The organism is Bradyrhizobium sp. Ses1 (assembly GCF_059512365.1).
Map to the genome: position 1 here is coordinate 195,939 of NZ_JCAMOQ010000010.1, position 18,940 is coordinate 214,878.

The 18,940-nt window shown below is 63.2% G+C and carries 15 protein-coding genes; 11 read left to right on the forward strand and 4 right to left on the reverse strand.

What is annotated here, in order from left to right; genetic code table 11:
- Positions 1–129: 129 nt before the first annotated feature.
- Both AC5ZG5_RS15090 and AC5ZG5_RS15095 read right to left on the reverse strand, forming a co-directional pair.
- Positions 130–1,980, reverse strand: coding sequence for an ATP-binding protein (locus AC5ZG5_RS15090; RefSeq protein WP_456642515.1), 1,851 nt, complete (start codon positions 1,978–1,980; stop codon positions 130–132).
- Between the two features lie 285 nt (positions 1,981–2,265).
- Positions 2,266–2,886, reverse strand: a complete 621-nt coding sequence (locus AC5ZG5_RS15095) for a hypothetical protein (RefSeq protein ID WP_456642485.1) — start codon at positions 2,884–2,886, stop codon at positions 2,266–2,268.
- Between the two features lie 99 nt (positions 2,887–2,985).
- Here AC5ZG5_RS15095 and AC5ZG5_RS15100 point away from each other — a divergent pair, with 99 nt between their 5' ends.
- Complete coding sequence (locus AC5ZG5_RS15100; protein WP_456642486.1) at positions 2,986–3,672, forward strand: TetR/AcrR family transcriptional regulator; 687 nt, start codon at positions 2,986–2,988, stop codon at positions 3,670–3,672.
- A gap of 160 nt (positions 3,673–3,832) precedes the next feature.
- Positions 3,833–5,542, forward strand: coding sequence for a sulfatase-like hydrolase/transferase (locus AC5ZG5_RS15105; RefSeq protein ID WP_456642487.1), 1,710 nt, complete (start codon positions 3,833–3,835; stop codon positions 5,540–5,542).
- Positions 5,543–5,653: 111 nt separating this feature from the next.
- On the opposite strand, the gene AC5ZG5_RS15110 is transcribed toward AC5ZG5_RS15105, so the two are convergent.
- The gene (locus AC5ZG5_RS15110) at positions 5,654–7,213 is read right to left on the reverse strand and encodes an ABC transporter permease/substrate-binding protein (protein ID WP_456642488.1); all 1,560 of its coding nucleotides are present in this window, start codon (positions 7,211–7,213) and stop codon (positions 5,654–5,656) included.
- Positions 7,210–7,998 (reverse strand): ATP-binding cassette domain-containing protein, encoded by a 789-nt coding sequence (locus tag AC5ZG5_RS15115; protein WP_456642489.1) that lies wholly within the window; start codon positions 7,996–7,998, stop codon positions 7,210–7,212. Before AC5ZG5_RS15115 ends, AC5ZG5_RS15110 begins: the two co-directional genes overlap by 4 nt.
- Positions 7,999–8,123: 125 nt before the next feature.
- Here AC5ZG5_RS15115 and AC5ZG5_RS15120 point away from each other — a divergent pair, with 125 nt between their 5' ends.
- The 9 genes from AC5ZG5_RS15120 to AC5ZG5_RS15160 all read left to right on the forward strand — a co-directional run bounded on the left by AC5ZG5_RS15120 (position 8,124) and on the right by AC5ZG5_RS15160 (position 18,478).
- Positions 8,124–8,960 (forward strand): ABC transporter ATP-binding protein, encoded by an 837-nt coding sequence (locus AC5ZG5_RS15120; RefSeq protein ID WP_456642490.1) that lies wholly within the window; start codon positions 8,124–8,126, stop codon positions 8,958–8,960.
- Positions 8,960–9,745, forward strand: coding sequence for an ABC transporter permease (locus tag AC5ZG5_RS15125; protein WP_456642491.1), 786 nt, complete (start codon positions 8,960–8,962; stop codon positions 9,743–9,745). Before AC5ZG5_RS15120 ends, AC5ZG5_RS15125 begins: the two co-directional genes overlap by 1 nt.
- Before the next feature lie 160 nt (positions 9,746–9,905).
- Positions 9,906–10,931, forward strand: a complete 1,026-nt coding sequence (locus AC5ZG5_RS15130) for an ABC transporter substrate-binding protein (protein ID WP_456642492.1) — start codon at positions 9,906–9,908, stop codon at positions 10,929–10,931.
- A 10-nt stretch (positions 10,932–10,941) separates the two neighbouring features.
- A complete protein-coding gene (locus tag AC5ZG5_RS15135; protein ID WP_456642493.1) occupies positions 10,942–11,643 on the forward strand; it encodes an NUDIX hydrolase in 702 nt (233 codons plus the stop codon).
- A 10-nt stretch (positions 11,644–11,653) separates the two neighbouring features.
- On the forward strand, positions 11,654–12,601 hold the full coding sequence (locus tag AC5ZG5_RS15140; protein WP_456642494.1) for a polyphosphate kinase 2 family protein: 948 nt from the start codon (positions 11,654–11,656) through the stop codon (positions 12,599–12,601).
- 516 nt (positions 12,602–13,117) lie between these two features.
- Positions 13,118–14,677 carry a 2-isopropylmalate synthase gene (locus tag AC5ZG5_RS15145; RefSeq protein WP_130230185.1) on the forward strand — a complete coding sequence of 520 codons (1,560 nt, stop codon included), beginning with the start codon at positions 13,118–13,120 and terminating at the stop codon, positions 14,675–14,677.
- 350 nt (positions 14,678–15,027) lie between these two features.
- Positions 15,028–16,968, forward strand: a complete 1,941-nt coding sequence (locus tag AC5ZG5_RS15150; protein ID WP_456642496.1) for an adenylate/guanylate cyclase domain-containing protein — start codon at positions 15,028–15,030, stop codon at positions 16,966–16,968.
- A gap of 260 nt (positions 16,969–17,228) precedes the next feature.
- Positions 17,229–17,702 (forward strand): hypothetical protein, encoded by a 474-nt coding sequence (locus AC5ZG5_RS15155; protein WP_456642497.1) that lies wholly within the window; start codon positions 17,229–17,231, stop codon positions 17,700–17,702.
- Positions 17,703–17,755: 53 nt separating this feature from the next.
- Positions 17,756–18,478: a lytic transglycosylase domain-containing protein gene (locus AC5ZG5_RS15160; RefSeq protein ID WP_456642498.1), complete on the forward strand. Its 723-nt coding sequence runs from the start codon at positions 17,756–17,758 to the stop codon at positions 18,476–18,478.
- Positions 18,479–18,940 lie beyond the last annotated feature (462 nt).

Below are 18,940 nucleotides of genomic sequence, written 5' to 3' on the forward strand. Positions count from 1 at the left end.
GACATCAGCCAGCAGACTACCCCCGCTCAATCGGTCGAAAATGCCCCCAAAGCTGCCTAACCGACGAGTCGGCTCTCCGAGCTAGTTTGGAGAGCGATGCTTTGGCGGATAGCAATCGCCGCACCGGGATTAGGTTGCACTCACGACAGCTGGTTGCTTGGCAACGTCTGGCGCGGCGGGAAGGCTGAACTCAAAAATCGCGCCGCGAGGCACATTGGCCTTCGCTGATAATCGGCCCCCATGCGCTTCGATGATCGAGCGACAAATCGACAGTCCCAGTCCAAGACCGCCGGGCTTCGTCGTGTAGAAGGCGTCGAAAAGCTGATTGAGAGTCGCTGGTGCCAGCCCTGGTCCCGTATCTCGCACCTCGACGAGAACGACGTCACGTTCCGTTTGTCGGGTGCTGATGAGCAACTCTCTCGCGTCCTCGCTGGTAGCATTCATAGCTTCGACTGCATTCATCACGAGATTCAGCATCACTTGTTGGAGTTGCACCCGGTCGCCTTCCAACGGTGGTGTGCCTTCTGCTAGAAATGTGTGCACCGAAATGCCATTCTTCATCGTCTCGCCGCGAACGAGCTCAATGACCTCGCGCACTGCATCATTGATGTTCAGGAGTTGCTTCCTCGGTTGCGCTTTCTTGATCATGTCCCGGATCCGGTCGACGACATCGCGCGCCCGCATACCATCGCTAACGATATAACCGAACGTCTGCCAGGCTTTTTCCAGATTTGGCGGTTGAGCGCTCAGCCAGCTCAGTCCGGCCTGCGCGTTGGTCACCATCGCGGCGACCGGTTGCTTCACTTCATGGGCGATAGAAGCTGCGAGTTGGCCCATGGTGGCGACGCGATTGGCGTGCGCCAACTCTGTCTGCATCTCGCGGTATTTCTGTTCACTTTGTCGCGCTTCTGCTTCGGCCTGCTTGCGCTCGGTCAGATCGAGTACGAAAGCGACGCCATGGCCTCGTTGTTCGTCGAACGCGGCCGAGCCAATCAGTATCGGCACTCGGCTGCCGTCCTTGCGGAAATACTCCCTCTCGTACGGTTGGACCGTTCCGGTCTTCTTTAGCTCGGTCACCGCCCGCTCATCGCGGTCGCGCCATTCCGGTGGGGTGAGGTCCGCCCAGCGAACGCTACCCGCGACGAAATCCTCCTGGTCGTATCCCACCATCTGTAGGAATGCGTCGTTGGCCTCCACAATGCGACCCTCAAGATCAAAAATGAAGATGCCAATGATGTTGGCGTCGACCAGACGCCGTACCTTCGCTTCGCGTTGTGCGAGATCGCGGTTGGCGTGCGCAAGCGCCAGCGCGCGTTGCTTCTCGGCTTCGAGCAGGCGTACGTTTTCGATCGCGATCGCCGCCTGGTCGGCGAACGTCTCGAGAAGCGCGATCTGGTTGTCGGAGAATGGTCGGACCTCCCATCGCCGGAACAGAATTACTCCAATGGGGGTGCGCTCGCGCAGCAACGGTGTTCCGAGCGTGGTGCGATGGCCCTGGCGTTTTGCGTCACTGCTGCCCAACGGGTACTCGCTATCCTCGGCGACGAGATCGTGGACATGAACCGACCGCCGATCACATACAGCTCGTCCTATCACCCTGTCGCGATTTGCAGGAAATCCCCCACGGGCTTGAATATGCACCGGAAGTTCTCCGTACGAAGCCACCAAGCGGAGAACGTTGTTATCCAGGCGATAGATCTCGGCATTATTCGAGTCGCACAGGCGTGCGGCATGTTCGGCCACCGCGTCCAGCACCGACTGAAGCGGCGAATCCGAGATGATGCGCAGCATCTCGGAGGTGGCAGTTTGCTGCTTCGTAGCCTCGACTAGGCGCTCCCGCGCGTTAGCGATCTCCTGTTTGCATGTTTTAAGCTGTCGTTCGAGATCGGCGCGGCTTTTGCTAGCTCGACCAGCGCGCGCCTTCGCGCCGGTCGAATGAAGCTTGCGACCTCGCGTTCGACTCTTTGCCCAGTTGCGCACCAAGATCACCTCCCGTGCCAGACGCCGTCCAATGCTGGTCGTCGCAGCCGGGGACGGGCCTGCGCTGAGAATATCAGATAGCCCAGAGTGCGCATCACCATATATGACTGCCTTCGACAAACGGTGTCACCGCCCTTCTGGTGGCGCAGGTAAGAAGGCCAGCCTTCAGGGCCATGTCGCCTTCCGGCCCATCGCGTCATTTCGCTGTTGCGCAGCAACTGCGTCGCGTTTAGTGGCAAGCGGACATTAGCTTCGTTGCGTCACGCTTTATGAGCGTGGTTTAGGCTATCGGGCCTCGATGGCGCGCGGCGTCCGCCTTGATGCCATCGCGATCATTCGCAAGCCGAACACCGCTATGAGCGGGATCAGGAACAGCGCATAAAGCGGCATCTCCGGAATCCGCTTGCCGAATGAGACCGTGAACTGCACCAGAAGATAATAGCCGCCGACCAGGTGCAGCGTCCGCCAGGCGCGTGCGCCGAGTGCAGCCGCGGTGCGGTCGAATGAGGTTGCCGTCATCGCGATGATGAAGGCGTAAGCGATGCCGCCGAAGATGTAGGACGCGGCCGAGGTCGCAGCCGCATCGCCGGCTGGGTCCATCAGCGCGAAGCAGCCGATCGCCGCAGCATGGATGGCGTGCGACGCCGCGAAGCTGACGCCGAGTGCACGGCGATTGCGGCGCTGCCAGCGCGTCCAGGCGTTCGGCCAGAGCTGCGCCAGCGCGGACGCCGAGAAGGCAAGGCAGAACAACAACAGCGAAGTCCGCGCCGTGAAGCGGATCATCATCCTGACGCCGTCGACCTCGAACTGGCGCATGCCAGCGATCCAGAGGCTGAGCGCGACCAGGATCGATGTGAGGATGGCGAACAGCCGCCACCCTTCGAACCAGCGTGGCCCCATCGGCATGTTTCGCCTCCCTGCTGTTGTTTAATGTAATCACTGGTTACATTGTCTCCCGAGATGTGGTCAATCCGTGTAATTACCGCTTACATTCACGAGCCGGTGATGTTAGGGAAAGACATGCGTCGCGCCACGAAATCCTCAGCCGCAAAGACGCGCCGCCGCAATCCGTCCGCGGCCGTCGCGAAGCCCTATCACCACGGCGACCTCCGGCACGCCCTGGTCGACGCCGCGCTGCAATTGGTGGACGAGGGCGGGCCGGACGCCGTCAGCGTTCGCGAGGCGGCGCGCCGCGCCGGGGTCTCGCCGGGCGCTCCGTTCCGTCATTTCCCGAGCCGCGACGCGCTGATGAACGCGGTGGCGGAAGAGGCGCAGCGGCGCTTCCGAGCCGAGATCCAGGCGGCGCTGGATACTGCTTCGGCCGGCGACCCCTTGGCGCGGTTTCGCGCGCTCGGATTGGCCTATGTGCGCTGGGCGATGAAGAACCCAGCCCATTTCGAGATCATCTCCAGCCGCCGCTTTTTTGATCATGACCGGTCGGGCGGGGTTTCGCGCGACAATGCCGAGCTGATTGCGCTGACTGAACGGACGCTGGCGGAAGCCTTTGTCCAAGGCCAGCTCCGCGCGTCCGACCTGAAACAGGTCCAGATCGCTGGCCGCGCGCTGGTCTATGGCTTTGCCCGCATGAACATCGATGGTCATTTCCCGCGCTGGGGCGTCGCGGATGACGATGCCGAACGTACCGCGGAGGCGATCATCGATCTCTTCATCGACGGGATCGCGAAGCGCTGAGCGGCGCGGCGTCACGCCCGCCGCCGCAAATTCATTTGCGCGTTCATGACAGTTACATTACGGTTTTGTGACGCGACGCGGGTTCCGGCTGCGTCGTCCGCCTCCTGGTCACCTCCAGCCAAGGCGAACTACCGCGCCGGGGAATGTTGCGTCGTCACCCATGGCGCCCGCGCCAAATCAAGGCTCTTCGATTGCTGCGATCGCGGGCGGCCTGGCCGCGATCGGCGTCTGGCGGCTGCTCGCCGTCGCTGCGCCACAGATGGCGGCGCTCGGGATCATGGTGCAGACCGAGACCGATTTCGGCTCGCGACTCTGCTTCCTGTTGTCCTGGGGCATCCTGAACTTCTTCTTCATCGCGTTGCTGCGGCGGCCAGCGCTATCGGGGGCGCTGTCGCTGACGCTGGTGGTGGCGCTGGTGCTGCTCTCGCGGTTCAAGCACGAAGTCGTGCAGATGACTGCGAACTTCGTCGACCTGATGGTGGTCGACCACGACACCGCGTCCTTCCTGCTGACAATCTTCCCGAACCTGCGCTGGTCGCTGATCGGCGCAGGCGCCGTCACGCTGCCCTTGATGTATGCGCTGTGGTGGCTCGATCCGTTCCGCGTCCGCCGCCTGCCGGCGCTGGCCTGCAAATTGGCGTGCCTTGCCGCACTGGCAGGATATGCCGTCACCTGGCCGGACGAGGATTGGCGCGGCTACTACGACGACGGCTATCTCTCGAAATTCGCCCGCTCCGCCGTCACGGCGGCTTCCGATTTCATCAACTATGGCTTCATGGAGTCGGACGCGGTCGCGAGCGAGCACCTCAAGATTCCGCTGGTGGACTCCTGCCATCCGGCCGGCCGCCGGCCGAACATCATCCTGATCCACGATGAATCGAGCTTCGATATCCGCGCGGCCGAAGGCGTCAAGGTGCCGCCGGGCTACGGCGCGCAGTTCAGGTCCTATGACGGCGTCGAGCGAAAATTCCTGGCCGAGAGCAATGGCGGGCCGAGCTGGTTCACCGAATACAACGTGCTCGCCGGGCTCTCCTCGCGCTCCTTCGGCCGTTTCGCCTATTTCGTCACCCGCATCGCCTCCGGCCGCGTCGAGCGCGGGCTGCCGCTTGCGCTCCGCCGCTGCGGCTACAACACGCTTTCGCTCTATCCGGCGTTCGGCGCGTTCATGAGCGCGCGCAGCTTCCAGGCCACGACCGGCATCCAGCGCTTCTACGATGCGCGCGATCTCCGCGCCAAGGATGTCGAGCCCGACCGCTTTTTCTACGACAAGGCGCTGCGGCTGATGGCCGAGCAGCCGCCCGGCGCGCCGCAGTTCACCTTCGTCTATCTCGCCGCCAACCATTTCCCGTGGAAGACGCCGTTGCGCCCCGACCTGACGCCGTCCTGGCGCCCGCTCGGCAACGCGCCCGTCATCGATGAATATCTGCGCCGGCAGGCGATGAGCGCGACTGACTACGCCGCCTTTGTCGCGGGACTGAAGAAGAAGTTTCCGGCGCAGCCGTTCCTGATCGTTCGCTACGGCGATCACCAGCCGGAATTCGCGCCGCATCTTCTCGACCCGAGCCTCGATGCGGCCGGCATCGGCAAGAAGCTCGAGACGTATGACCCGCGCTATTTCGCGACCTATTACGCGATCGACGCCATCAATTTCGAACCGGTGAAATCAGCGGCCGTGATGGACACGATCGATGCGGCCTATCTGCCGCTGGTGATCCAGGAAGCCGCCGGCATTCCGCTCGATCCCTCGTTCGAGGAGCAGAAGCACATCATGCTCCGCTGCAACGGCCTGTTCTATGCCTGCAAGGACGGCGCCGAGGCCCGCCGCTTCAACCGCCTCCTGATCGACGCGGGTGTGATCAAGGGGCTATGAGAGTCCAGCGTGGAGCGGCGTAGGATGGGTAGAGCGAAACGAAACCCATCAGCTTCTCGACAAGCCGCCCGAATGATGGGTTTCGCTTCGCTCTACCCATCCTACAGATCCTCACTTCTTCCCGATTCGCTCCCACAGCCAGCGCGCGACGGCGTCCGGCGAGGACGAGCCATCATTGCCGGCGGCGCGCAGATTCGCTTCCCGCATCGTCGCGATGTCGATCCGTCGGAGCAGCGGCTGCAATGCCGCGCGCAGCTTGGTGTCGTCCTTGCGCTTGGGCGCCAGCAGCATCACTGCGTCATAGGGCGGGATCGCGTGTTTGGGATCGCCGAGCACCGTGAGATCATATTTCGCGATCAGCCCGTCGCTGGTATAGCCCGCGATCACATCGACCTCGCCGGAGGCGACGGCGGCATACATGAAGTCCGGCTGCATCTGTCGTTGCGTGCGGAACGACAATCCATAGGCCCGCTTGATGCCGGCCCATTCCGGCCGCGAGAAGAATTCGTAATCGCCGGCGATCGACAGTGACGGCGCAAGCGCGGCGAGATCGGCGATGGTATGGATGCCGAGCGCTTCCGCGCGCTGCTTCGGCATGATGAGGGCGTAGGCGTTCGCAAAGCCGAGATCGCCGAGCAAGGTGATGTCCTGTTTCGCCAGGATCGACTTCAAGTCGGCGAGCAGCTCTTCGCGCGGCCGGATGTCGGTGTGGTGGAACTGGTTGGCCCATAGCGTGCCGGAATAGTCGACATAGACGTCGATATCGCCGGCTTTCAGCGCATCGAAGATCACGCTGGAGCCGAGGCCTGCGCGCGTGGTCGCGGAAAGCCCGTCCGCGTTTAGCCGCTGCGCGATCAGGGCTGCCAGCACATATTGCTCGGTAAAGGTCTTCGCGCCGACGACATAGCTCGATGCCGAGCGCGCCATCGCAGGCACCAGCGTCGCCGCGACCAGCGCCGCGATGCCGACGCCGCCGAGCGCGGCACGCAGCCGGCTGCGGTGGCGCAGGCCGTTCTCGATCAGCGCCAGCAGCTGGTCGACGGCGAGCGCGAGCGCGGCGGCGGCGAGGCAGCCGAACACGACGAACACCCAGTTCTGGGTCTGCAGTCCCGCAAAGATATAATTGCCGAGGCTGGTCTGCCCGATCGGCGTCGACAGCGTCGCGGTGCCGATCACCCACACCGCCGCGGTGCGGATGCCCGCCATCATCACTGGCAGCGCCAGCGGCAGCTCCACCATGAACAGCGATTGCCGTTCCGTCATGCCGACGCCCTGCGCTGCCTCCGTCAGCGCCGGGTCGACGCCCGACAGGCCAGTGATGGTGTTGCGGAGCACCGGCAGCATCGAATAGAGCGCGAGCGCCAGCACCGCGGGCAGAAATCCGAAGGCAGAGAAATCGAAGCCGAACCAGGACAGCGTCAGCGCCGCGAGCACCAATAGCAGCGGATAGAACAGCGCCAGCAGCGCCAGCCCCGGCACGGTCTGCACGATAGAGGCAAAGCCGAGCAGCGCGCCGCGCAGCACTGGCCGGTTGCGTGCGAGGATCGCCAGCGGCAGGCTGACGATCAGCCCGAGCGCGAGCGCGGCGAGGCTTACGCGCACATGGTTGCCGAGATAATCGGGCAGATGCGCGAGCGCTTCGCTCCAGCGCGGATCGGAAAACAGGTTCATGTGGCGCCGTCCCGCGGCAGCAATTTGCCGAGCCGTTCCGCCTGCCGCCGCGGCGTGTGCAGGAGTTTTTCGACGTAAGGATCGTTGCTTTCGGAAAGCTCCGTTGGGGTGCCCTGCGCCAGCAGCCTGCCTTCGTGCATGACAGCGACGCGGTCGGCGAGCAGCAGCGCTTCCGTCATGTCATGGGTGATCATGATCGTGGTCAATTTGAGCCTGCGATGCAATTCGCGGAAATCATCGCCAAGCGCGTCGCGGGTGAGGGGGTCGAGCGCCCCGAACGGCTCGTCCATCAGCACGATGCGGGGTCGTGCGGCCAGCGCCCGCGCGACGCCGACGCGCTGCCGCTGCCCGCCGGAGAGCTCGCTCGGCAGCCGCTCCCGATATTGCCCGCCGTCGAGTTGCACCAGTTCGAGCAGTTCGTCGACGCGCGCTGCCGTCTCCGCCGCCGGCCAGCCGAGCAGCTTCGGCGTGATGCCGATATTGGCGCCGACGGAAAGATGCGGAAACAGCCCGCCGCTCTGGAAGACATAGCCGATGCGCCGCCGCAGGCGGATCGGATCGACATTGCGCACGTCCTCGCCTTCGACCGTGACGCTGCCGCGGTCGGCCTCGATCAGCCGGTTGGCGAGCCGCAGCAAGGTGGTCTTGCCCGAGCCGGAGCCGCCGACGATGGCGAGGAACTCGCCCTCGGCCACATCAAGCGAGACGTCGTCGACCGCGACCACGCCGCCATTGGCGAAGGTCTTGCCGACCTTGGTGTAGGCAATGAGTGGTCCATTGGACAATGCCGTTCAACCCTCGCGCTGGCCCCTGCCTTAAGGGATCACAGTTCAACTAGCACGTCGCGATGCTGCGTTGAACTTGTCCGCACGAGAGGCTAAGGCATCCTCCCGAACAGGGAGGGAACGTGGTGGACAAGGCCAAGCCCACAGCCAGGCCCACAGCGGTGGCGCTTCAGGATGCGACGGTGGCGTTTCGTCTCGCCGATGCCCGCGTATATACCGCGGTCGAGAAGGCGCGCCTTGCGGTCGCCCATGGCGAATTCGTCGCGATAGTCGGTCCCACCGGCTGCGGCAAGTCGACCTTGCTGAACGTGGCCGCCGGCCTGCTCAAGCCGGCCGCGGGCGCGGTCAGGATCTTCGACCAGCCGCTCACAGGATTGAACCGCGACGCCGGCTACCTGTTCCAGGCCGATGCGCTATTCCCCTGGAAGACCGCGATCGACAATGTCGCGATCGGGCTCGAGATCAAGGGCACGCCGCGGGCGAAGGCGCTGGAACAGGCGCAGGCCTGGCTGACCTCGGTCGGGCTTGGCGCATTCGCAAACCGCTATCCGCACATGCTCTCGGGCGGCCAGCGCAAGCGCGTCGGCCTTGCGCAGGTGCTGATCCGCGATCCAAAGATCCTGCTGATGGACGAGCCGTTCGGCCCGCTCGATGCCCAGACCCGGCAGGTGATGGGCAATCTGCTGCTCGAACTCTGGACTGCCGACCGCAAGGCGGTGCTGTTCGTCACCCATGACCTGGAGGAGGCGATCGCGCTCGCCGACCGGGTCGTCATCATGTCGGCCGGCCCTTCCTCGCGCATCATCGGCGACTGGCGCGTGGAACTGCCGCGCCCGCGCGACATCTTCGAGGTGCGGTTGGACAAGCAGTTTCACGAACTGCATCGCGAAATCTGGGGCGTGCTGAAGGAAGAGGTGATGAAGGGTTACGCGCAATCATCGCAAGCCGCGGGAGCCGAGTGATGTCCCGCGCTGCGCTCTTGCTCTGCCAGGTCCTGGTCGCCGTCGTCGCGCTGGCGCTGTGGCAGGTCTTTACCACAGTCCCGCTGTTCGGCCGCATCCTGCTGCCGCCGTTCTTCTTCTCCAATCCCATCGACGTCTTCGACCAGATCGTCAAATGGTTCTCGACCGGCGTGATCTGGAAGCATCTTGCGATCACGCTGTGGGAATCGATCCTCGCTTTCGTGATCGGCTCGTCCCTCGGCGTTCTGGTCGGCTTCTGGTTCGCGCGCCAGCCGCGCGTCGCGGCCGTGTTCGATCCTTACGTGAAGATGACGAACGCGCTGCCGCGCGTCGTGCTGGCGCCGATCTTCGCGCTATGGTTCGGCCTCGGCATCTGGTCCAAGGTCGCGCTCGGCGTCACCCTCGTTTTCTTCATCGTGTTCTTCAACGTCTATCAGGGCGTCAAGGAAGTGAGCACGACCGTGCTCGACAATGGCCGCATGCTCGGCATGAGCGAGCGGCAATTGATGCGGCATGTCTATTGGCCCTCGGCGCTGTCGTGGATGTTCTCCTCGCTGCATACGTCCGTGGGCTTTGCGGTGGTCGGCGCGGTCGTCGGCGAATATCTCGGCGCCGCCGCCGGCCTCGGCTATCTGATCCAGCAGGCCGAAGGCGTGTTCGACGTCGCCGGCGTGTTCGCAGGCATGTTCGTGCTGTCGGCCTTCGTGATCCTGATCGACATGGCCGTGACGCTGGTCGAGCGACGCCTGCTGGTCTGGCGGCCGATGGCGGCGCGCGAAGCGTAGGGTGGGCAAAGCGCAGCGTGCCCACCTTTCTTGCACCGACCGTGGATGGTGGGCACGCTGCGCTTTGCCCACCCTACGCGACCGCGTTTCGCAATGACGGCGGAGCCTTCTCAACGCCCGCGTGCTGCTTTATCTTGCTCCCAACGGAACGGAGACGATCATGAGGAAACTGTTCGGCCACCTGGCCGGCGTGCTGCTGGCGCTGGTGCTGACGTCGAGTCTTGCCGCAGCGCAAAGCAAGGTCACGATCGCGGTCGGCGGCGGCGCCTGCCTGTGCTATCTGCCGACGGTGCTGGCCAAGCAGCTCGGCGAATATGAGAAGGCGGGGCTTGCGGTCGAACTGGTCGATCTCAAGGGCGGTTCGGATGCGCTGAAAGCCGTGCTCGGCGGCAGCGCCGATGTCGTCTCCGGCTATTTCGATCACTGTGTCAACCTCGCCGCCAAGCGGCAGGAATTGCAGGCTTTCGTGGTCTATGACCGCTATCCCGGCCTGGTGCTGGTGGTGTCGCCCAAGCACACGTCAGAGATCAATTCGATCAAGGATCTCGCCGGCAAGAAGATCGGCGTCAGCGCGCCCGGCTCCTCGACTGACTTCTTCCTGAAATATCTGCTCAAGAAGAACGGGCTTGATCCCACCAGCGCCTCCGTGATCGGCGTCGGCCTGGGCGCGACGGCGGTCGCGGCGATGGAGCAGGGCCAGATCGATGCCGCCGTGATGCTCGATCCCTCCGTCACCGTGCTGCAGGGCAGCCATGCCGACCTGAAGATCCTGAGCGACACCCGCACCCAGCACGATACGCTCGCGGTGTTCGGCGGCGAATATCCGGGCGGCGCGCTCTATTCGACCGCGGCCTGGGTCAAGTCGCATGAGAAGGAAGCGCAGGCGCTCACCAACGCGATCCTTGCCACGCTCGCCTGGATCCATTCGCATTCGGCGGAAGACATCATGGCCAAGATGCCCGACGAGATCGTCGGCAAGAACAAAGCGCTCTATCTCGCCGCGCTGAAGAACACGATTCCGATGTATTCGGAGACCGGCAAGATGGATCCGAAGGGCGCCGACGCGGTGCTGGCGGTGTTCAGCGAGGGTTCGCCGGAAGTCGCCAAGGCCAATATCGACGTCAGCAAGACCTACACCAACCGACTGGTCGAGCAGGCGAAGACCACAGGGCAGGGTGCGAAGTAAGCCCTCGTCAATGACGCCACCTTCCATTCATCGCGTTACCGCGCTCGATCTCAAGGTGCAGCCATGGGCGTGGCCGTTCGCACAAGAACGCCGCGCCGAGATCGATGCGCATTTCGCCGAGGCGCAGCGCGAGCGGCCAAACCTCTGGAACGGCCGTGTTCTGCTGGGCCGCAGTGCCACGTTCGAAGGCGAGCGCCTGAGCGCGAGCTATTTCGAGACCGATTTTGCGAGCTTCCTCGCCTGGCGCGACTGGGGCTTTCCCGATAGGGGCGTGTTCAACGGCTTTGGCATGGGCGCGCTGCTGGCAAGCGACGGCGCGTTCGTGCTTGGCGAAATGGGCCATCACACCTCCAACCCCGGACGGGTCTACTTCCCGTCGGGCACGCCTGATCTCGATGACATCAGGGGCGAGGCGCTCGATATTGCCAGCAGCGTCGCACGCGAGGTGGAGGAGGAGACCGGGCTCACTGCTGCCGACTATCGTCCCGATGCGCATTGGGATTGCGTCTTCACCGGCGTCGCCATCGCCATGATGCGGGTCCTCTATGTCGACATGTCCGGCGATGCCTTGCGCGCGCGGATCGAAAACAATCTCGCCTCGCAGGAAGACCCCGAATTGGCGGCGATCCATCTGGTGCGGGATTTTAGCGACCTCACTGCCGCGATGCCGCGCTTCGTCACCGCTTTCATCGAGATGCATCTGAGCAGGTAAGAAAGGGCCCATGGGCAAGAAATCGAAGCTGCTGGCTGACGAGCTGAAACCTTTTGTGTCACCGTTCCGCATCGACGGGTCGGAGCAGTTTCACCTCAAATCGCTCAAGACCAATGAGAAGGGCGGCATCGACAAGACAGCGGGTGAAGAGATCATCGAGGCCAATCGCAGGCGGCTGAACGATTTCCAGGAGAAGCTTTACGCCCAGGACCGCTGGTCGCTGCTTCTGATCTTCCAGGGTATGGATGCCGCGGGCAAGGATTCCGCGATCAAGAGTGTGTTCGAGGGCGTCAATCCGCAGGGCTGCGAGGTCACCTCGTTCAAGGAGCCGTCGTCCAAGGAGCTCGACCACGATTTCATGTGGCGTTCGATGATCGCGTTGCCCGAGCGCGGCCGCATGGGCATCTTCAACCGCTCCTATTATGAGGAATGCCTGGTGGTGCGTGTGCATTCCGAAATCCTCGCCAAGCAGAAGATTCCGTCGCGGCTGGTGACCAAGAACATCTGGCGCGAACGCTTCGAGGACATCTCGGCGATCGAGCGCTACCTCTCGCGCAACGGCATCGTGGTCCTGAAGTTCTTCCTCAACGTCTCCCGGCAGGAGCAGCGCGCGCGCTTCCTGGAGCGGCTGGAGGAGCCGTCGAAGAACTGGAAGTTCTCGATGGCCGACATCAATGAGCGCGCGCTGTGGCCGCGCTACATGGCCGCCTACCAGGACATGATCCGCCACACCGCAACCCGCGCCGCGCCCTGGCATGTCGTGCCGGCCGACCACAAATGGTTCGCCCGCGTGGTGATCGGCTCCACCATCGTCAGCGCACTCGAGAAGCTCGATCTGCATTTTCCGAAGGTCGACGAGTCCGAGCGCAGCGAATTCAAACGCGTCCGCGAGGCCCTGCTGGCGGAAGGTAAGGGCGGGGCGGGGAAGAAGGCGAAGGCAGGAAACAGGGCGAAGTAGGTCTCAGCCGTCATGGCCGGGCTTGTCCCGGCCATCCACGTCCTTGCCGTGGCGGCAAAGAACGTGGATGCCCGGCACAAGGCCGGGCATGACGGAGTGCGATGGCTTGACGGCCACGAAGCCGCGTTGCGGCGGAGCCCGGATATTTAGGTCAGCCCCATTGACCATCTTTTTACCGTTGCGGCCGGCCGCTCTCTTCGTCTAGAAACACGGCCGGAGGTAGCCTCGGCAACCAACCGTCAACGGTTTTGGCCGAGGATTTTGGCCTCCAAAGGGTACTGGCAATGCTGATTCGCAGCGAAATCGATGGAATTCTGACGGGAACGGCCCAAGCCGCCCCCGCGATTCCGGCTGCGTCGCTGCCGACCCTCCTTCTTGGCGGGCTTCTGCTTCTTATCGGCCCCTGAGGGCCGTCTGGGCGGTTGCGCCTGGGCACTCAGGGGTTGCGTGAGAACGACAGAAACCCTTTAGCGCTCAGTGATAAGATAGCGCGATCGACCCAAAGGAACTTTGCAGATGACCACCGCCAACAAGTCCGAGAAGGACCGCGTAATCATTTTCGACACCACGCTGCGTGACGGCGAGCAGTGCCCCGGCGCCACCATGACCTTCGAGGAAAAGCTCGAGGTCGCCGAACTGCTCGACGATATGGGCGTCGACGTCATCGAGGCCGGTTTCCCCATCACCTCGGAGGGCGACTTCCAGGCGGTCAGCGAGATCGCCCGCCGCTCCAAGAATGCCGTCATCGCCGGCCTGTCCCGCGCCCATCCGAAGGACATCGACCGCTGCGCGGAAGCGGTGAAATTTGCCAAGCGCGGCCGCGTCCACACTGTCATCGCGACCTCGCCGCTGCACATGCGGGTCAAGCTGAACATGACGCCGGAGCAGGTGATCGAGACCTCGATCGCCAATGTCAGCCGCGCCCGCAACCAGATCGACGATGTCGAATGGTCGGCCGAGGACGGCACCCGCAGCGAGATGGATTTCCTCTGCCGTATCGTGGAAGCCGTCATCAAGGCCGGCGCCACCACGGTGAACATCCCCGACACCGTCGGCTACACCACGCCCGACGAGTACACCCACTTCATGCGCACGTTGATCGAGCGGGTGCCGAACTCCGACAAGGCGATCTTCTCGGTCCACTGCCATAACGATCTCGGCATGGCGGTGGCCAACTCGCTGGCCGGCATCGTCGGCGGTGCGCGCCAGGTCGAATGCACCGTCAACGGCATCGGCGAGCGCGCCGGCAACGCGGCGCTCGAAGAGATCGTGATGGCGATCAATGTACGCAACGACAAGTTTCCGTACTGGAACAGGATCGACACCACGCAACTGACGCGCGCCTCCAAGCTGGTGTCGGCGGCGACCTCGTTCCCGGTCCAGTACAACAAGGCCATTGTCGGCCGTAACGCGTTCGCGCATGAGAGCGGCATCCACCAGGACGGCGTGCTGAAGGATGCCTCCACCTACGAGATCATGCGGCCTGAGATGGTCGGGTTGAAGCAGTCGTCGCTGGTGCTCGGCAAGCACTCCGGCCGCCATGCCTTCGTCCATAAGCTGGAAGAGATGGGCTATAAGTTGGGCCCTAACCAGCTCGAGGATGCGTTCGCGCGGATGAAGGCGCTGGCCGACCGCAAGAAGGATATCTACGACGAGGACATCGAGGCGCTGCTCGACGAGGAGATCGCGGCCGCCCACGACCGTATCAAGCTGACCTCGCTGACCGTGATCGCCGGCACCCATGGCCCGCAGCGCGCGACCATGAAGCTGGATGTCGACGGCCAGACCCGGATCGAGGAAGCCGAGGGCAACGGCCCGGTCGATGCCGTCTTCAACTGCATCAAGCGCCTGGTGCCGCACGACGCCAGGCTGGAGCTCTACCAGGTGCACGCGGTGACCGAAGGCACCGACGCGCAAGCCGAAGTCTCGGTGCGCCTTGCCCACGACGGCCGCTCCATGACCGCCCGCGCCGCCGACCCGGACACGCTGGTCGCCTCGGCGAAGGCCTATCTCGGCGCCCTCAACAAGATCGTCATGAAGCGCCAGCGCGACATCCCGGCGGCGGTTGCGGGCTAAGAGAATCGTAGGGCGGATTAGCTTTGCGTCTTCGCTCGAAGAGCGAATGCGCAAGGCGTAATCCGCCATCCCTTCCGCCACGCCCACCGCCGTCATTCCGGGGCGCGCGTCAGCGCGAGCTATGATGTGCAATTGCACATCAGAGAATCCATCGGGCCTCAAGCGCAGGCGGAGGAATGGATTCCGGGCTCGATGCAGAGCCTGTCATCGGGCCGCGCTTCGCGCGGACCCGGTGGCATCGCCCCGGAATGACAGAATTCAGAACCGAAAATGCGCGGCGCATAAGCCGATATCCCGCAGCCGGGAACTTGTGGTAATCTCCACCAGGTACCTCCTGAGGAGGACTAGGCGTGGAGCGGGAGCGAGTCCGACGAAGACTCGCGGCGGTCCTGGCTACAGACGTCGCGGGTTATAGCCGTCTGGTCGGCGCCGACGAGGAGGGCACCCTTGCCCACTTCAAGCTCCTCCACCGTGAGCTTGTGGCCCCCAAGATTGCTAAGCATCGTGGCCGGGTCGTGAAGACCACCGGGGACGGCCTGCTGGCCGAGTTCGCAAGCGTAATCGACGCACTCCGCTGCGCTGTTGAGGTCCAACGGTGCATGGCTGAGCGAAATGCCGGGCTACCCCAAGACAAGCGCATCGAGTTCCGGATCGGTATTCATCAGGGAGATATCGTCATCGAGAGAGGCGACATCTTCGGTGATGGGGTCAACGTGGCTGCACGCTTGCAAACGCTCGCCGAGCCTGGAGGCATCTGTGTGTCCGCCCGCGTGCAGGAGGATGCGCGGGGCAAGTTCGACATTCCATTGGAGGACACCGGCGAGCAGCAGCTCAAGAATATCGCTCGGCCCGTGCGCGTCTATCGAATACGGCCGAGCGATCCAGCGACGAGCTCACCGTGTTCGTCGCCGCTCTCCGACACGCCGCCGATGGTTTCGTCTCCGATTGCTGTCTTTCCGTTACGCCTGCGGCGGATGCTTGGTGCACGGCACGTTCGAACGGCTCTGATGACAGCACTGGTCCTTCTCATGACCAGCGGCGGTGCGGCTTATTGGTATCTTCGGGGAGGCGAGCCGCAGCCGCAGGAGCATCGTTTGTCCATTGTCGTGCTGCCATTCACAAATTTAAGCAACGAGCCCGAGCAGGATTACTTTGCGGAAGCCCTCACTGACGATCTGAGCGCCGATCTCTCACGGATCCAGGACAGCTTTGTGATCGCACCCAACACAGCCCGCGCCTACAAGAACGTCGACCCAAAGCGCGCTGGCCGCGAACTTGGCGTTCGTTATGTTCTCGACGGCAGCCTGCGCAGGACCGAGACGATGGTTCGAATCCATGCCCGGCTGATCGATGCCCGGACCGGCGCCGAGGTCTGGTCGGAGCGCGTCGACGGCGACTGGTCAAAGTCGATGCAACTTCAGGACATCATCACCGGACGGCTGGCCCGGCGGTTTGATCTTGAACTGATTAACCAGGAAAGCCGCGACGCGGAGCTTGCGCGACCGAACAGGCCGGACGCAGTCGATCTCACGATGCGCGGGTGGGCTGTGCTGAATCAACCCTATTCGCGCGAGCAGTTGGCGCAGTCTCGCACCCTTTTTGAGCGCGCGCTTCAGATCGATTTCGGCTTCCCCAAGGCGCTGGTGGGCCTGGCAGATGCTCTGGCCATGGAGGTCAACTATCGCTGGAGCAATGCGCCGGCGGACCAACTGCAACGTGCCGAGAACGCTGTGGGGCAGGTCCTGTCAAAGTTTCCCAGTGACGCAATGGCACATTTTGTAAAGGGAGAAATCCTGCGGGCCAGAGGTCGGAACGTCGAGTCCGCCGTCGGTGAGTACGAAGAGGCAATCGCAATCAATCCCAGCCTCGCCCCGGCCCATGGTGCGCTCGGTGCCGCCAAGATCCGCGTCGGGCGTTCCGCGGAGGCCTTTGCTCCGCTTCAAATGGCAATTCAGCTCAGCCCCCGTGATCCGCTGCTGAGCACGTGGTACTTCTACATCTGTCATGCGCACAGCCATCTCGGGCAATATGAAGAGGCGATCGATTGGTGCCGCCGCTCCATCGCGGTGAGCGCCCTCTGGATTGCCTATGCAGACCTCGCTGCCGCCAGTGCGCTGACTGGACACGAGCGCGAAGCTCGAGCTGCCGTCACCGAGCTCCGTCGGCTCAGGCCGAATTACACTGTTGCCCTTTGGTTGCAGGATGGGAACGGGTGGTCCGACAATGTCACCTTCCTTGCCGAGTTTCAGCGCATTGCCGAGGGTTTGCGCAAAGCGGGCCTGCCGGAGTGAGAGGTATGGCTGCGATCCTTGCGTGACGACCCTCACCGCAAGTTAAGGGATCTTTATTCTTTGTGGCAGGCCATTGTTCTAACAGGCTACCTCCCAGACCCGCGTTAACCGTACTCCAGATCTTTTCCGATCAAGGTCCCGGCAGGGTTCACGTCCGCCGCCAAGCCGCCTCATTGGACCCTAGCAATTGCATTTGCATTCTCGGGACCCATTCCTACCCGGCGTGATCGAGGACTTTCGTTCGGAAAGCGCGAGATCAGATGAGGGCAGCTCTCATCCTTGTTGGCCTCGGTACGCTTGCGGTGATGGAGATCCAGACTCCGCCGCGGGCGACAAAGTCTGTCGCGACGGAGCTTGCTCAGGCAACCCTGAGCTTCGCCGCCCCTGGCGATACGCTGACCGCAGCAGATCGGCTCGAAATCCCGCACGCGCAACAGCAAGCATCGCTTCAGCAGATATTTTCGTCCGAACCAATCGCGCCGCCGGTCCAATCCGCCGCGGCTGCGGCGGAACCTGCGCCGATCGTTGAGCCGCCTGCGCGCGCGGTCCCAGCCGCAAAACCCGTTGTCGTGCTGCCGAAACCTCGACCCAAGCAACTGTCCAAGCACGAGATTGCCAAAGAGACGGCAAAGACCACGCGTTCGAAACCAACTGTCGAGGCCAAGTCCTGTCAGCCCGGCGCCTTCGACGGCCTGTTCAAAGCATTGAGCCTGCCACTGGGATGTCAAACCTAGCGCAACAATCCTTTGCCTTCGAAGGGGTGGCTGATACCGGGCCGCGGCACCCCATGCCCAGATCCATGCCTACGTCGAAGCCGGCAGGCCGTGCTGATGAAATCAGGCCGCCTGATCCGGATGAACGTCGGACCATCGTGCCGGCGCGGCAGTGGTGGTCAGTGGAAGCCATTGCCATCCTGCTGGCGGTCGCGATCGCATTCGCCGTCACGGCAAGCCTGTTGTTGTTTCGCGACGTTCCGTTGAAGGACGAACCGATCGACCAGGCCGCGATCAGGGCGCTGGTCGAGCGCATCATCACGGCTGAATCCAACGGCGATGCGAATGCGAAGAACAAACGCTCGAGCGCGACCGGAGCCGCTCAGTTTCTCGACGACACATGGCTTGAAGCCGTTCGAAGACACCGACGCGATCTGGTCCAGGGACGCAGTGACAAGGAAGTGCTGGAGCTGCGTCGGGATACCGGGCTTGCCCGGGAAATCACCGCACGCACGATCGAGCGAAATGCCGCAATGCTGAGCAAGCGGGGCCTGCCGATCACGCCGGGTTCTCTCTACCTCGTGCATTTTGCCGGACCGGCAGGTGCGGTGGCGTTGCTGACCGCAGCAGAAAACGCCGACGCGGCTTCGCTTATGGCCGCCGCCGACGTGACAGGCCGCACCACCCGCGAGAAGCTGGTCGCCGCCAATCCGTTTCTGAAGATGTTGACGGTGGGCGATCTCAAGCTTTGGGCCGATCGCAAGATGGCAGCGAGTGGTTCACCCGGGCGCTCGTGAGACTTGAATAAAACGGCGCTCGGCCTCCAAACACCTACCGCTGTCATTCCGGGTCGCGAACCCGGAATCCATTTGCCCACTTACGGAAGCGGAAAAATGGATTCTCTGATGTGCAATTGCACATCATAGCTCGATGCTATCGCATCGCCCCGGAATGATTGGGGAACGCATTGCGCAATCCTCTCCTCCGTCATGGCCGGGCTTGACCCGGCCATCCACGTTGTCTCGAGCGCGAAGGACGTGGATGCCCGGGACATCTGCGCGAAGACGCGCTTCGCGCTTTTGCCCGGGCATGACGGCGTCGTATCATTCGCGCGATTTTCCTTAGGCCAATCAACGTGATTTGCCCTGTCCAGCCCTCGCGCAAAAAACATTCCGCTTCCACCGTCGGGCAAATCAGTGATTTAACTCCGCGCGTCTCACCCGAATGAGGGGCGGCTCGCGATCGTCACGAACGTTGCG